This is a genomic window from Microbacterium sp. NPDC055455 (genome assembly GCF_053619935.1).
The window spans coordinates 130,147-144,011 of the sequence record NZ_JBSHLB010000006.1; the positions used below are offsets into that span (position 1 = coordinate 130,147).

At 71.7% G+C, this 13,865-nt stretch carries 13 protein-coding genes and 1 riboswitch; of the genes, 2 read left to right on the forward strand and 11 right to left on the reverse strand.

The features are described from left to right. Positions 1-36: 36 nt before the first annotated feature. From ACWGUG_RS15435 to ACWGUG_RS15465, 7 genes are all read right to left on the reverse strand, one after another. On the reverse strand, positions 37-1,515 hold the full coding sequence (locus ACWGUG_RS15435; RefSeq protein WP_336398384.1) for an MFS transporter: 1,479 nt from the start codon (positions 1,513-1,515) through the stop codon (positions 37-39). Positions 1,516-1,714: 199 nt separating this feature from the next. Next, positions 1,715-2,068, reverse strand: a complete 354-nt coding sequence (locus ACWGUG_RS15440) for a Fe-S protein (RefSeq protein WP_452325202.1) — start codon at positions 2,066-2,068, stop codon at positions 1,715-1,717. Positions 2,069-2,142: 74 nt separating this feature from the next. Then, positions 2,143-2,625 (reverse strand): 6,7-dimethyl-8-ribityllumazine synthase, encoded by a 483-nt coding sequence (gene ribH, locus ACWGUG_RS15445; protein WP_336398386.1) that lies wholly within the window; start codon positions 2,623-2,625, stop codon positions 2,143-2,145. Next, entirely contained in the window at positions 2,622-3,896 is a 1,275-nt protein-coding gene (ribA, locus tag ACWGUG_RS15450; RefSeq protein WP_336398387.1) for a GTP cyclohydrolase II, read from the reverse strand. The genes ribH and ribA overlap by 4 nt, the downstream gene beginning before the upstream one ends. Beyond that, the gene (locus ACWGUG_RS15455; protein WP_452325203.1) at positions 3,893-4,564 is read right to left on the reverse strand and encodes a riboflavin synthase; all 672 of its coding nucleotides are present in this window, start codon (positions 4,562-4,564) and stop codon (positions 3,893-3,895) included. Before ACWGUG_RS15455 ends, ribA begins: the two co-directional genes overlap by 4 nt. Next, on the reverse strand, positions 4,564-5,601 hold the full coding sequence (ribD, locus tag ACWGUG_RS15460; RefSeq protein WP_378882374.1) for a bifunctional diaminohydroxyphosphoribosylaminopyrimidine deaminase/5-amino-6-(5-phosphoribosylamino)uracil reductase RibD: 1,038 nt from the start codon (positions 5,599-5,601) through the stop codon (positions 4,564-4,566). The genes ACWGUG_RS15455 and ribD overlap by 1 nt, the downstream gene beginning before the upstream one ends. 68 nt (positions 5,602-5,669) lie before the next feature. Next, a riboswitch (FMN riboswitch) is annotated at positions 5,670-5,831 on the reverse strand. Between the two features lie 91 nt (positions 5,832-5,922). Further along, positions 5,923-6,882: a sugar-binding transcriptional regulator gene (locus tag ACWGUG_RS15465; protein ID WP_378882377.1), complete on the reverse strand. Its 960-nt coding sequence runs from the start codon at positions 6,880-6,882 to the stop codon at positions 5,923-5,925. 88 nt (positions 6,883-6,970) lie between these two features. On the opposite strand from ACWGUG_RS15465, the gene ACWGUG_RS15470 reads away from it, so the two are divergent. Continuing rightward, positions 6,971-8,695, forward strand: coding sequence for an FAD-dependent oxidoreductase (locus ACWGUG_RS15470; RefSeq protein ID WP_452325204.1), 1,725 nt, complete (start codon positions 6,971-6,973; stop codon positions 8,693-8,695). Between the two features lie 65 nt (positions 8,696-8,760). Beyond that, positions 8,761-10,311 (forward strand): glycerol kinase GlpK, encoded by a 1,551-nt coding sequence (gene glpK / locus ACWGUG_RS15475; RefSeq protein ID WP_452325205.1) that lies wholly within the window; start codon positions 8,761-8,763, stop codon positions 10,309-10,311. 39 nt (positions 10,312-10,350) lie between these two features. Here glpK and ACWGUG_RS15480 read toward each other — a convergent pair whose 3' ends face one another. From ACWGUG_RS15480 to ACWGUG_RS15495, 4 genes are all read right to left on the reverse strand, one after another. After that, complete coding sequence (locus tag ACWGUG_RS15480; RefSeq protein WP_452325206.1) at positions 10,351-11,211, reverse strand: Fpg/Nei family DNA glycosylase; 861 nt, start codon at positions 11,209-11,211, stop codon at positions 10,351-10,353. A gap of 75 nt (positions 11,212-11,286) precedes the next feature. Then, on the reverse strand, positions 11,287-11,853 hold the full coding sequence (locus tag ACWGUG_RS15485) for a GNAT family N-acetyltransferase (protein WP_452325207.1): 567 nt from the start codon (positions 11,851-11,853) through the stop codon (positions 11,287-11,289). 51 nt (positions 11,854-11,904) lie between these two features. Next, on the reverse strand, positions 11,905-12,912 hold the full coding sequence (gene trpS / locus ACWGUG_RS15490; protein ID WP_336398395.1) for a tryptophan--tRNA ligase: 1,008 nt from the start codon (positions 12,910-12,912) through the stop codon (positions 11,905-11,907). 70 nt (positions 12,913-12,982) lie between these two features. Further along, positions 12,983-13,849 carry an exodeoxyribonuclease III gene (locus ACWGUG_RS15495; RefSeq protein ID WP_336398396.1) on the reverse strand — a complete coding sequence of 289 codons (867 nt, stop codon included), beginning with the start codon at positions 13,847-13,849 and terminating at the stop codon, positions 12,983-12,985. Between the last annotated feature and the right edge of the window lie 16 nt (positions 13,850-13,865).

Here is a 13,865-nt window from a genome sequence, read left to right on the forward strand (position 1 = left end):
CCGGGTCGGGGCATCCGCTCGTCCGGCGCGATATCGCTAGAGCGAACCGGTCGCACCGACGCCCAGGTCGGCGTCGTAGTCGACGTCCTTCGTCTCGGGCGCGAGGAGCAGCGCGATGAACGTCAGCACCGCCATCGCCGACAGGTACACCCCGACCAGCACGGGGCTGCCGCCGGCGGACGCCCACAGCCAGACCGCGACGATCGGCGCGAGGGCCGCCCCGAGGATCGACGACACGTTGTACGAGATGGCCGATCCCGAGTACCGGACGTTGGTCGGGAACAGCTCCGGCAGCACGGCGCCCATCGGCCCGAACGTGGAGCCCATCAGCATGAACCCGAAGACGAGGAACGCCTGCGTGAGGGCTCCGGTGAACTTCGGGTCGGCCTGCGGGAGCAGGAAGATGTTGAAGGTGAGGCCGAACACGATGATCAGACCCGTCACCCACAGCAGCAGGCGGCGGCGGCCGATCGCGTCGGCGATCGGACCGGACAGCAGCGTGAAGATGCCGAAGAACACCACGCCGATGATCTGCATCAGCACGAAGTCGGTGTAGCCGAAGCCCAGACCCGGGTAGAACTGCGCCGCGAAGGCGTCGGCGTCGAACGGGTTGCCCGCGGCCTCGGCGGCCGCCTGCGCGGCGGCCGATGCCGTCTCGAGGTCCGCCGCCTTCGTGCCGTACGAGAGGGTGAAGTTCGTCATCAGGTAGAACAGCACGTACGTCGCCAGCATGATGAACGTGCCGAGGATCAGGTGCCACCAGTGGTGACGCAGGACCGTCGCCAGCGGGAACTTGCGGATCGCGCCCTTGGCCTCCGCCTTGACGAAGGTGTCGGACTCGACGAGGCGCAGGCGCACCCACAGGCCGATGATCACCATGACCGCCGAGAACAGGAACGGCACGCGCCATCCCCACGCGAGGAAGTCGTCCGAGCGCTGTCCTGCGCCGTCCGGGTGCGGGAGCAGGTAGTTGATCGCGAGGAACACCGAGTTGGCGATGATGAAGCCCAGCGGGGCACCCAGCTGCGGGAACGTGCCGTACCAGGCGCGCTTGCCCTTCGGGGCGTTCTCGGTCGCGACGAGCGCCGCGCCCGACCACTCGCCGCCGAGCGCGAAGCCCTGGGCGAGGCGGAGCACCAGCAGCAATACGGCCGCCCACACGCCGATCTCGTTGAAGGTCGGGAGGCATCCGATCAGGAAGGTCGCGATGCCCATCGTGAGGAGCGAGGCGACGAGGGTCGCCTTGCGCCCGAAGCGGTCGCCGAAGTGGCCGAACACCACCGCGCCGAGCGGTCGGGCGATCATGGCGGCGCCGAACACGCTGAACGAGAGCAGGAGCGACGTGGTGTCGTTGCCGGTGGGGAAGAAGAGGATGGGGAAGACCAGGACGGCGGCGGTCGCGTAGACGTAGAAGTCGTAGAACTCGATCGTCGTGCCGACGAGGCTCGCGGTGATGACGCGGGAACGGGGATTGGCGGGGGCCGCGGGCGTGGCGGCGGACGTGCGGGAAGTCATTGTCACCTGGGGGAGTGCGGAGCGAAGCATCCGGGTCGGATGCGGCGGTGGGCGTCCGCACGGCGCAGGGTGATGCGTCAGGCGGCACTGCACTGGATCACCGTGAGCACGGGCGGGGTCGCCCGGCACGAGGATCGAGTCTACCCCCGGCTGCGGATGCCGCGACGCGGGGTCGCGGCATCCGCTCGTTCCCGCTGGATCAGCGCCAGAGCACCGCGATCGCGGCGTTGGCGAAGGTGAGGATGCCGATCGACCAGAAGATCGCCGGCGGCACCGAGCCGGACTTGCGCTGGCGGCCGGCGCCGATGCCCAGCAGCGCGCCGATGATCAGGAGGATGACCAGCTTCACGCCGATCTTGGCGTAATTGAGGTCGTACTCGATTCCCGAGGGGGCGGCGAGGATGAGGCCGGCGACACCCGCGATGCCGAGACCCCAGTGCATGAGACGCGTGATGTGGTGCTTCCCGTTGACCAGTTCGACGACCCAGGCTCCGAAGAGGATGGCGAAGCCGACGAGGTGGACGAGCACGACGACGTGGCGGAGGATTTCCATGCCATCAGCCTACCTGAAGGTTGCCTCGCCTCCAGGGCCGATCGCGGCGGCGCGGCGAGGCCCGCGCCACCCGGTCACCGAGCCTGGCGGAGCTCCCGCAGCACGAGCGCGGTGCGCAGCGCGGCGTCCGCCGCCTCGTACCCCTTGTCCTCCTTCGACCCCTCGAGTCCGGCGCGGTCGATGCCCTGCGCCTCGTCGTCGAGCGTGAGCACACCGAAGCCCACCGGCTTGCCGGTGTCCAGCGCCACGCGCGTGAGGCCGTCGGTGGCCGCGTTCGAGACGAAGTCGAAGTGAGGCGTACCACCGCGGATGATCACCCCCAGCGCGACCGCCGCATCGGCGCCGGCGTCCAGCGCCGCCTTCGCGACGACCGGCAGCTCGAACGAGCCCGGCACGCGGACGAGGCGCCAGGAGGCGCCCGATGCCTCGAGGGCGCGCTCGGCGCCGGCGATGAGGCCGTCGGTGATCGTGTCGTGCCACGTGCCGGCGACGACGACCACGTCCAGCCCCGCGCCGTCGATCCGGTCGGTGGCCTGGGGAGCGCCCTTGCCGCTCATCGCTCTGCTCCTTCGTGCATCTGGGCCAGCGCGTCGGCGAGATCCGCCTCGGCGATGATGTGGCCCATGCGGTCGCGCTTGGTCGCGAGGTACTGGTGGTTGTTCGGGCCGACGCCCACGAGCAGCGGAACCTGCTCGACGATGTCGAGTCCGAGGGCTCGCAGCTGCGCCACCTTGTCGGTGTTGTTGGTCAGCAGGCGCACCTTCTCGATGCCGAGGTCGGTGAGGATCCCCGCCGCCGCCGCGTAGTCGCGCGCATCGGCCGGGAGGCCGAGCGCCAGGTTCGCATCGACGGTGTCGAGTCCGCGCTCCTGCAGCGAGTACGCGCGCAGCTTGTTGATGAGCCCGATGCCGCGCCCCTCGTGGCCGCGCATGTAGATGACGACCCCGCCGTCCTGCTCGATGGCGTCCAGCGCCGCATCGAGCTGGGGGCCGCACTCGCACTTGAGCGACCCGAAGGCTTCGCCGGTCAGGCACTCGGAGTGCACGCGCACCAGCGGCGCGTCGGAGAGCTCGCCCGAGACGACCGCGATGTGGTCGGTGCCGGTGACGCGGTCCTTGTACGCGAGGAAACGGAAGTCGCCGTGCGAGGTGGGCACGCGCGCCTCGGCGCGCAGGCTCACGCGGCGCTTGTGCGCGCCGTGGGTCGCCGGGTCGCACGGCGCCGTCTCGTCGAGGTGGGCGATGAGCTGCTCGATCGTGATCACCGGGATGTCGTGCTCGGCGCCGAGCTCCTGGAGACCCGGCAGTCGCATCATGCTGCCGTCGTCGGCCACGACCTCGCCGATGACGCCGACCGGCGTGAGCTCGGCGAGGCGCATGAGCTCCACCGCGGCCTCGGTGTGGCCGGCCCGCTCGCGGACGCCGCCGTCGACGGCGCGCAGGGGCAGGATGTGGCCGGGACGGATGAGGCTGGCAGGCGTCGACTCGGGGTCGGCGAGCACGTTGAGCGTGTGCGCGCGGTCGGATGCGCTGATGCCCGTCGACGAGCGGTCGGCCGCGTCGACGCTGACGGTGTACGCGGTGCCGCGGGCGTCCTCGTTGACCTCCACCATCGGGGGGAGGTCGAGACGGTCGGCCCAGTCGGCGGGCATCGGGGCGCACAGGAAGCCGCTGGTCCAGCGGACGGTCCAGGCGACCCACTCGGGCGTCGCGAGCTGTGCCGACAGCACGACGTCGCCCTCGTTCTCGCGGTTCTCATCGTCGGCGACGATGACCGGCCGGCCGGCGCGCAGCGCCGCCAGGGCCTCGGGGATCGTGGAAAGGCTCATGCGGAGCCTCCTTCCGTGGGTGCGGACGTCGCCGCGGAGGCTGCTGAGGCGGCCGGGGCCGCGGAGGCGAAGGAGAGGAGGCGCTGCACGTGCCGCGCCAGGATGTCGGTCTCGAGGTTGACGCGGTCGCCCGGCACCCGGGCGCCGAGGGTCGTCGCGGCGAGGGTCTCGGGAATGAGCGAGACCTCGAACCACCCGTCGCCGGGGGAGGCGGGGCTGGCGGCGCTGACCGTGAGCGAGACGCCGTCGACGGCGATCGAGCCCTTGTCGACGACAAGGGGCGCGAGCGGTGCCGGCAGCGAGATGCGCAGCACCTGCCACTGCGCGCCGGGGCGCACCTCGAGAACCTCGCCGGTGCCGTCGATGTGACCCTGCACGATGTGCCCGCCCAGTCGTCCGTGCACGGCCGTGGCGCGCTCGAGGTTCACGCGGCGTCCCGCTGCGACCCCGGCGAGGGTCGACATGTCCAGGGTCTGCTTCATCACGTCCGCGGTGAACCAGTCCGCGCCCTGGTCGACGACGGTGAGGCACACGCCGCTGACCGAGATCGAGTCGCCGTGCGCGGCATCCGACACCGCCTTCGGGGCGGTGACCATCACGCGCACGCCGTCGCCCGACGGCTCGACGGCGGCGATCTCGCCGATCTCCTCGACGATTCCGGTGAACATCACTCGTCTCCTTCCGACGACGGGCGGGCGACGATGAGCAGATCATCGCCGAGGGGGGTGACGGATGCCACGGCCAGGCGTCGCGCCTCGGTGATCGTTGTCACGCCGATGTCCTGGAGCGCGAGGCGGTCGCCGCCGAGCAGCACGGGGGCGACGTACACGAGGAGCTCGTCGGCGAGCCCGTCGCGAAGGAAGGAGGCGGCGACGGAGGGCCCGCCCTCGACGAACACGCGCTGCACGCCGCGACGGCGGAGGTCTTCGAGCAGCGCCGGGAGGCCGCCGGACGCGGGGTCGCCGGGGAACTGCAGGAATGCGTGCGGGTGCCGGCGCAGCGCCGCGGTCTCGGGCACCGCGCGGGCGCCCACGACGACGGGGACAGGCTGTCGCGACAGGAGCGAGCCGTCCTCGGCGCGCGCGGTGAGGGCCGGGTCGTCGGCGAGGACCGTGCCGGTGCCGGCCACGATCGCGTCCGCCTGCGCCCGGCGAACGTGGACGTCGGCGCGCGCCACCGGTCCGGTGATCCACTGGCTGGTGCCGTCGGATGCCGCAGCCCGCCCGTCGAGGCTCTGGGCCCACTTCACCGTCACGTGCGGGCGACCGAGGCGCTGCACCGTGAGCCACGCGTCGAGCAGCGCGGCCGCCTCCGGCGCGAACAGGCCGGACTCGACGTCCACGCCGGCAGCGCGGAGCCGGTCGGCGCCGCCGGAGGAGTGGTCGCCGGGGTCGGCGACGGCGTACACCACGCGGGCGACCCCGGCGGCGATGAGCGCCTGGGCGCACGGGCCGGTGCGTCCGGTGTGGTTGCAGGGTTCGAGGGTGACGACGGCGGTCGCACCGCGGGCTGCCCCCGGCGCCAGCTGCGACAGGGCATCGACCTCGGCGTGCGGCGTCCCGGCGCCGCGGTGCCAGCCCTCGGCGAGGATCTCGCCGTCGGGCGAGAGCAGCACGGCACCGACCTGCGGGTTCACGCCCCGCGGGCCGCGCACGGCGAGCTCCAGCGCGCGACGCATCGCGTCGTGTTCCGCTGCGCTTGCCATCCGGCCCCTCGTCTCGTCGTCGTCTACGACGCTCCGGGGCACGGGAAGCCGCGGCGCGCAGGGCGCCGCTCGTGCTGCCTCCCATCCGGACTAGCGACGGATACCCGTCGCATCACCGTCGGTTCCGGAGTTCCACCGGATCGGCCGTGGCGGCATCCGATCGGATGCTGATGCCTCGGCTCGCGGACTGTCACCGCCGGTTCGGATTCTCACCGACCCCGGAGCACGTTGATGCTCACGAGTGTAGTCAACGCGGCATCCGTTCATTCATTCCATGTCTTCGCATGTACTTCGTCGCGAGGCGGGCGCGGCATGCGGCCGTCACTCCAGCAGCGCGCGCGCGGTGGCCTCGTCCACGACCAGGTCGGTGGCGATGCGCGCGGCCAGCGCCCCGCGCAGGCTCGCGAGCTTCGAGACGCCCGAGACGATGCACAGGCGCCGGGGGATCCGCCGCAGCAGGTCGAGGCTCGGGCCCGTCGCGCGGGCGTTGAGCGTGATGCCGTCGCTCGAGCCGTCGGCGCGGTAGAAGACCGTCGCGACGTCGCCGACCACGCCCTCGTCGGCGAGCTCGTCGAGCTCGCCCGCCTCGAGGTAGCCGCCGCTGTACACGTGGCTGGGCACCTGCGAGCCCGCCGAGCCGGTGCTGAAGACGACGAGGTCCATCGACGTCTGCATGTCGAGGATCCGGCGGGTGCTGCGCTCCCGCCACATCGCCCGCTTCGTCGCCGGGTCGTCGAAGAACGCCGGCACCGGGAACTGCTGCGCGCTGCCGTCGTACGCCGCGGCGAAGCGGCTGAGGATCTCGCTGGCGTACAGGAGGCCGGTCGTGTGCGTGTTGCCCGAGCCGTTGAGCTGCACGAACGTCGCGCCGTGGACCGGCTTGGGCACCAGATGCCGGCTCACCGCGGCGGTCGTCGACCCCCACGCGACACCCACTGTCATGTCGTCCTGGACGAGGTCGGCGACGATGTGGGCGGCGGCGATCGCGACGCGCTGGAGGCGGTCGACCTCGGTGGCCTCCTCGGGCACCGGGACGACGTCGGCCGCGATGCCGAACCGTTCGGCCAGGCGCTCCTCGAGCCCCTCCGGGGCGGCGAAGGGAGACCGGATGCGGATGTCGACGATGCCCGCGGCGCGCGCATGGGTCAGCAGACGCGACACCGTCGAACGCGACGTGCCGAGCTCGCGGGCGATCGCCTCCATCGTGCGGTCCTGCACGTAATAGAGGTGCGCGGCGGTGAGGGCCCGCTGCACCGTCCGGGCGTCGCCGATCTGCTCCATCCGCCCATTGTGCACGTATGTGCATATGGCCTGCAAGGACGTCCAGAGGTGTCATCATGGTCACCAGCGACACGAGAGGGGGCCGGCGATGACGGCGGGTTCGGAGCGAGGATTCGAGGCACTTTCGGCGCGTCCGTATGCCGACGTGCTGATCATCGGGGGCGGCATCAACGGCCTCGCCACCTTCCGCGACCTCGCCATCCAGGGCGTGGACGTCGCGCTCGTCGAGAAGGACGACTTCGTCAGCGGCGCCTCCGCGGCCTCGTCCCACATGATCCACGGCGGCATCCGCTACCTCGAGAACGGCGAGTTCCGTCTCGTGCACGAGGCGGTCACCGAGCGCAACGCGCTGCTCAAGACCGCACCGCACTACGTGCGCCCGCTGCAGACGACCATCCCGATCTTCTCCACCTTCTCCGGCGTCCTCTCCGCTCCGCTGCGCTTCCTCCGCCACGGCGGCGGAAAGCACCGAGAGCGCGGCGCCGCGCTCATCAAGATCGGGCTGGTCATCTACGACTCCTTCTCCCGTGGCGGAGGTCTGTTCGGGCGCGGCACCGTGCCACGCCACACGTTCCACGGCCGCAAGCGCTCGCTCGCGCAGCTCCCTCAGCTGAACCCCGACGTGAAGTACACCGCCACCTACTGGGATGCCTCCCTCCACGACCCCGAGCGCCTGGCGATCGACGTCCTGCGCGACGGCCGCATCGCCGGCGGCGAGCGCGCGCGCGCTGCCAACCACACCGCGGCGGTGGGGGTCGACCGCGGACGGGTCGTGCTGCGCGACGCGCTGAGCGGGGAGGAGACGCGGTTCGCGGCATCCGTCGTCGTCAACGCCAGCGGACCGTGGACGGATCTGACGAACCTGGCCCTGGGCGACCCGACACGCTACATGGGCGGCACCAAGGGCTCGCACATCGTGCTCGACCACCCCGAGCTGCTCGCTGCGACGGGCGGCCGGGAGCTGTTCTTCGAGAACGAGGACGGCCGCATCGTCCTCATCTACCCCCTGAAGGGTCGCGTGCTGGTCGGCACCACCGATCTCGAGCACGAGATGGGCGACCCGGTCGTGTGCACCGAGGCCGAGGTCGACTACTTCATCGACCTCATCGGGCAGGTGCTGCCCACCGTGCCGGTGCAGCGCTCGCAGATCGTCTACCGGTTCTCGGGCGTGCGGCCGCTGCCGGGCCACGGCGAGCTCTCGCCCGGCTTCGTCTCGCGGGACTATCGCATCGAGTCCGCCCCGCTCGTGGGAGGGGACGCCACGGTCCTGAGCCTCGTCGGCGGCAAGTGGACGACCTTCCGCGCCTCGGCCGAGGACCTCGCCGACCGCGCCCTCGAGCTGCTCGCCCAGCCCCGCCGTCGCTCCACCCGCGGCCTGCCGATCGGCGGCGGCCGGGGCTACCCCGTCACCGAGCGCGCGCGGCAGCAGTGGATCGCCTCGCACGCCGTGGACGTCCCCGCCGCGCGCGTGGCGACGCTGCTGGACCGCTACGGCACGGTCGCGGCATCCGTCGTCGAGGCCATCGCGCAGGACCCGGACGACGCACTCCTGGACCACGCGCCCTCCTACAGCTCGGGCGAGCTGCGGCACCTCGCGGCGACCGAGGACGTCGCGCACCTCGACGACCTGCTCCTGCGCCGCACGAGCATCGCCTTCACCGGCGGTGCGACGCCCGACGCGGTGGCCGAGGTCGCCGACGCCGTCGCGCCGGTGCTCGGGTGGGATGCGGACCGCGTCTCCCTCGAGATCGCCCGTGCTCTCGAGCGGGTCCACGCCGCCGACCCGACGTGGTCCCCGGCGTCGGCACGATAGCCTGACCGCACCGCGCCCGAGGGCGCCGTCGCGGGCACTGCCGCCCGCCGAGGAAGGAGACGAGGTTGCCCGGCCACGTGCTGTCCATCGATCAGGGCACGACCTCGACGCGCGCGATCGTGTTCGACTCCGGCGGCGCGGTCGTCGCCGTCTCGCAGCGCGAGCACGAGCAGATCTTCCCCCGCGCGGGCTGGGTCGAGCACGATCCGGTCGAGATCTGGACGAACACCGAATGGGTGGTGGCCTCGTGCCTCTCGCGCGCCGGGATCGGCGCGTCCGAGGTCGCGGCGATCGGCGTGACCAACCAGCGCGAGACCGCCGTCGTGTGGGAGAAGCGCACCGGCCGGCCCGTGCACAACGCCCTCGTCTGGCAGGACACCCGCACGCAGCCGCGCATCGACGAGATGTCGCGCGACGGCGGGGGCGACCGATTCGCCGACACCACCGGTCTGCCGCTGGCGACCTACTTCTCGGCGTCGAAAGTGGCGTGGATCCTCGACCACGTGCCCGGCGCGCGCGCGGCCGCGGAGGCGGGCGACCTGCTGTTCGGCACGCCCGACACGTGGGTGGTGTGGAACCTCACCGGCGGCGCGCGCGGCGGCATCCACGTCACCGACGTCACCAACGCCTCGCGGACGCTCCTGATGGACCTGCGCACCCTCGACTGGTCCGACGAGCTGCTGGCGACCTGGCGCATCCCGCGGGCGATGATGCCGGCCATCCGCTCCTCATCGGAGGTCGTCGGCGAATCGCTGCTGCCGGAGGTCCTCCACGGCGCCCCGATCGCCGGGATCCTCGGCGACCAGCAGGCGGCGACCTTCGGGCAGGCGGCGTTCGACGCGGGAGAGTCGAAGAACACGTACGGCACGGGCAACTTCCTGCTCGTCAACACCGGGACCGAGATCATCCGCTCCGGCAGCGGGCTCATCACCACCGTCGGCTACCGGATCGGCGACGAGCCCGCGCGCTATGCGCTGGAGGGCTCGATCGCCGTGACCGGCTCGCTGGTCCAGTGGCTGCGCGACAACCTCGGCATCATCCAGCGCTCGGAGGAGGTCGAGACGCTCGCCTCGACCGTCGACGACAACGGCGGAGCGTACTTCGTGCCGGCGTTCTCGGGGCTTTTCGCGCCGTACTGGCGCCCCGACGCACGCGGCGCGCTCGTCGGCCTCACACGCTACGTCAACAAGGGGCACATCGCGCGGGCCGCCCTCGAGTCGACGGCCTTCCAGACCCGCGATGTCATCGAGGCGGTCGTCGCCGACACAGGACGGACGCTCGACGAGCTCCGCGTGGACGGCGGCATGACGCGCAACGACCTGCTGATGCAGTTCCAGGCCGACATCCTCGGCATCCCGGTGGTGCGCCCGAAGGTCGTCGAGACCACGGCGCTCGGCGCCGCGTACGCCGCGGGCCTGGCGACGGGGGTCTGGCGCGACCTCGACGAGCTGCGCGCCCACTGGCAGGAGGACGTCCGCTTCGAGCCGCGGATGGCGCAGGACGAGCGCGAGCGGCGATTCCGGCAGTGGCGCAAGGCCGTGTCGAAGTCGCTGGACTGGGTCGACGACGACGCCCGCGTGCTCATGGGCACCACCGAGACGCCGCCGTTCGGCTGAGGCCTCGACGGGCGCCGCGGGGTCCCGGCGCGTCGGCGCCTACTTCAGCAGGCGCGAGAGGCGGCGGTCCGCGAGGATCTTGCCGCCGGTCTGGCAGGTCGGACAGTACTCGAGCGAGTTGTCGGCGAAGAACACGCTGCGCACCTCGTCGTCGCACACGGGGCAGGTCTCGCCTCGCCGGCCGTGCACCTGCATGCCGCGGCGCTTGGCGTCTTTCAGCTCGGCCGGCGGCTTGCCGGACGCCTCGGCGACGGCATCCGTCAGCGTCTGCGTCATCGCGTCGAAGAGGCGCGTGATGTCGGCGTCCGACAGTGAGGACGCGAGCGCGTACGGCGACATCTTCGCCGCGTGGAGGATCTCGTCGGAGTAGGCGTTGCCGACGCCGGCGATGATCGCCTGGTCGCGCAGCACGCCTTTGATCTGCGTGCGCCGGCCCTCGATGAGGGACGCGAACACGTCGCGCGAGAAGGACGGGTCGAGCGGGTCGGGGCCGAGCCGGGCGATGCCGGGCACGTCGGCGGGCTCGCGCACGACGTAGACGGCGAGCGACTTCTTCGTGCCCGCCTCGGTCAGGTCGAAGCCCGCGCCGTCGGCGAGCGCCACGCGCAGCGCGATCGGTGTCTTGCCGGGGCGGATCACGGTCTTCGGCAGCTCGTCGTACCAGCGCAGCCACCCCGCCTTGGCGAGGTGGAACACCAGGTGCGGGCCGGTCGTGGCGAGGTCGATGAACTTGCCGTGGCGTTCGGCCCCCGTGATCTCGGCGTCCTTCAGCGCGTCGATCGGCGGGTCGTACGTCTTCAGCGCCGCGATGTTCGCGACCGTGGCGCGCTCGATGCGCACGCCGGTGAGCCGCTCGCGGAGGAAGTCGACGAGCCCCTGAACCTCGGGCATCTCGGGCATGCGCTCATCCTGCCATGTGCCCGCGACGGCCGGGCCGGCGAACCCGCCGGGTACGCGGCGACCGGCGGGGGCCGGTCAGTCCGCGAGGACCGCCCAGTGCTGCGGCCTGCGGTCGTCGGACGCGAGGAGGCCGGCGATCCAGCCGTCGTCGCGCCCGTGCGCGCCCGTCAGCGCGTCGCGCAGCAGTCCCTCGTACCGGAAGCCGAGCGTGCGGGCGAGCTTGGCAGAGGCGACGTTCCCCACGACCGCCCGCCACTCGATGCGGACCAGGCCCAGACCGTCGGACGAGAACCCCCAGTCGATCACCGCCTCGGCCGCCTCGCGGAGCCGACCGCCGCCGCGAGACCAGGGCGCCATCCAGTAGCCGATCTCACCGGCTCCTCGTCCGTCGACGCGGTAGAACCCGATGGTGCCGACGAGGCGGTCGCTCTCGCGGATGATCCAGGTCAGGTGCTGGCCCGCCTCCCAGTCGCGCGGGATGCGCTCCACGAACGCCGCCGCGTGCTCCCGCTCGTACGGGACCGGCACCGGGGTGTACCGCTGGATGTCGGCATCCTGGCAGGCCGCGTGGATCAGGTCGACATCGTCCTCACGGGGGAGCGACAGCTCGAGGCGAGGCGTGCGCAGGACGACCGGCTCCATCGGCCCAGCCTAGGGCCGAGCGCGTGGGGTTGCCCGCGGCAGGCCGGGGAGTCAGCGGGTACGGCGGAGCAGCCCCACCTTGTCGTAGACGTCGGCGAGCGTGCGGTTGGCGACTTCTTCGGCCTTGGCGGCGTTCGCGGCCAGCACGCGGTCGAGCTCTGCCGGGTCGTCGAGCATCTGCAGGGCGCGCTCGCGCACCGGACCGAACTCGTTCACCACGACCTCGGCCAGGCCCTTCTTGAAGTCGCCGTAGCCGCGGCCCGCGTACTCGTCCTCGATCGCCGGGATCTGGCGGCCCGTCAGCGCCGCGTAGATCACCAGCAGGTTCGACACGCCGGGCTTGGTCTCGCGGTCGTACCGCACCGACCCCTCGGAGTCGGTCACGGCGCGCATGATCTTCTTCGCCGAGACCGCCGGGTCGTCCAGCAGCCAGAGCACGCCGGCATCCGTCTCGGCCGACTTCGACATCTTCGCGGTCGGGTTCTGCAGGTCGTAGATGCGCGCGGTCTCCTGCTGGATGACCGGCGTCGGCACGCGGAACGTCTTGCCGAAGCGGCTGTTGAAGCGCTCGGCGAGGTCGCGCGTGAGCTCGACGTGCTGCTTCTGGTCGTCGCCGACAGGCACGATGTCGGTCTGGTAGAGCAGGATGTCGGCGGCCATCAGCACCGGGTAGGTGAAGAGCCCGACGGAGGTCGCGTCCGTGCCGTAGCGCTGCGACTTGTCCTTGAACTGCGTCATGCGGCCGGCCTCGCCGAAGCCGGTGATCGTCGACAGGATCCACGCGAGCTCGGGGTGCGCGGGCACGTGCGACTGCACGTACAGCGTCGACTTCGACGGCTCGATCCCCGCCGCGATGTACTGCGCGGCCGTGCGGCGCGTCTTCTCGCGGAGGTGCTCGGGATCCTGCGCGACGGTGATCGCGTGGAGGTCGACCACCGAGAAGAACGCGTCGTAGGACTCCTGCAGATCGCGCCACTGCATGAGGGCCCCGATGTAGTTGCCGATCTGGAGCGAGTCGGCGGAGGGCTGCATGCCGGAATAGAGACGCGACTTGGTCATCCGACAATCCTACAAAGCGGATGCCGCCGCTCCGCGCCGCCCGCGGGTGCCGGCGCGGCTCGGCGAGCGGTCAGCGGCCGATCGTGTAGTCCGCGACGACGGGGGAGTGGTCGCTCCACCGGGTGTCCCACGAGGGCGCCCGCACCACGCGATAGTCGGCGACCCGCGCCCCCAGCTCGGGCGTTGCGAGGTGGTAGTCGATCCGCCACCCGGTGTCGTTGTCGAACGCGCGTCCGCGCATCGACCACCACGTGTAGGGGCCGTCGACGTCGCCGTGGAACCGGCGGCCGACGTCGACCCAGCCGAGGCCCGGGCCGACCGACCCGTCGGCGCCCGTGACGTCGGCACCCTCGTCGCCGAAGAACCGGTCGAAGTACGCCCGCTCGCGGGGGAGGAAGCCGGCCTTCTTGACGTTGCCCTTCCAGTTGCGGATGTCGAACTCGCGGTGCCCGACGTTGAGGTCGCCCATCACGAGGGCGAGCGGCGAGGCGGCGCGCAGCTGCGGCATCCGCTTCTCCATCGCATCGAGGAAGGCCCACTTGGCGTCCTGTTTCGGCGTCTCGGCCTCTCCGGTGTGGACGTAGGCGCTGACCACGATCAGGCGCTCGCCGTCGATGTCGAAGTCGGCCTCGATCCAGCGGCCCGCGCTGTCGAGCACATCGGCGGCGTCCTCCGCCGCGGGCCCGAGCACCCGCCGCACCTCGACCGAGGGCATCCGGCTGGCCACGGCGACGCCGGCGCGGCCCTTCGCCAGCGCCTCGTCGTTGACGATCTCCCACCCGGGCAGGGCCGCGCGCAGCTCGTCCTCGGTCGCGCGCACCTCCTGCAGCGCCATCACGTCGATGTCGGCGGCGTCGAGCCACTCGAGCATGCCCTTGCGCGTCGCCGCGCGGATCCCGTTGACGTTGACAGAGGCGATGCGAACACGGCGAGACACGACGGCAAGACTATCC

Excerpts from the sequence above, each read along its gene's own strand:
- ACWGUG_RS15435 (WP_336398384.1), bottom strand. The coding sequence starts at position 1,515 with ATGACTTCCCGCACGTCCGCCGCCACGCCCGCGGCCCCCGCCAATCCC.
- ACWGUG_RS15440 (WP_452325202.1), bottom strand. The coding sequence starts at position 2,068 with ATGGAAATCCTCCGCCACGTCGTCGTGCTCGTCCACCTCGTCGGCTTC.
- ribH (WP_336398386.1), bottom strand. The coding sequence starts at position 2,625 with ATGAGCGGCAAGGGCGCTCCCCAGGCCACCGACCGGATCGACGGCGCG.
- ribA (WP_336398387.1), bottom strand. The coding sequence starts at position 3,896 with ATGAGCCTTTCCACGATCCCCGAGGCCCTGGCGGCGCTGCGCGCCGGC.
- ACWGUG_RS15455 (WP_452325203.1), bottom strand. The coding sequence starts at position 4,564 with ATGTTCACCGGAATCGTCGAGGAGATCGGCGAGATCGCCGCCGTCGAG.
- ribD (WP_378882374.1), bottom strand. The coding sequence starts at position 5,601 with ATGGCAAGCGCAGCGGAACACGACGCGATGCGTCGCGCGCTGGAGCTC.
- ACWGUG_RS15465 (WP_378882377.1), bottom strand. The coding sequence starts at position 6,882 with ATGGAGCAGATCGGCGACGCCCGGACGGTGCAGCGGGCCCTCACCGCC.
- ACWGUG_RS15470 (WP_452325204.1), top strand. The coding sequence starts at position 6,971 with ATGACGGCGGGTTCGGAGCGAGGATTCGAGGCACTTTCGGCGCGTCCG.
- ACWGUG_RS15480 (WP_452325206.1), bottom strand. The coding sequence starts at position 11,211 with ATGCCCGAGATGCCCGAGGTTCAGGGGCTCGTCGACTTCCTCCGCGAG.
- ACWGUG_RS15485 (WP_452325207.1), bottom strand. The coding sequence starts at position 11,853 with ATGGAGCCGGTCGTCCTGCGCACGCCTCGCCTCGAGCTGTCGCTCCCC.
- trpS (WP_336398395.1), bottom strand. The coding sequence starts at position 12,912 with ATGACCAAGTCGCGTCTCTATTCCGGCATGCAGCCCTCCGCCGACTCG.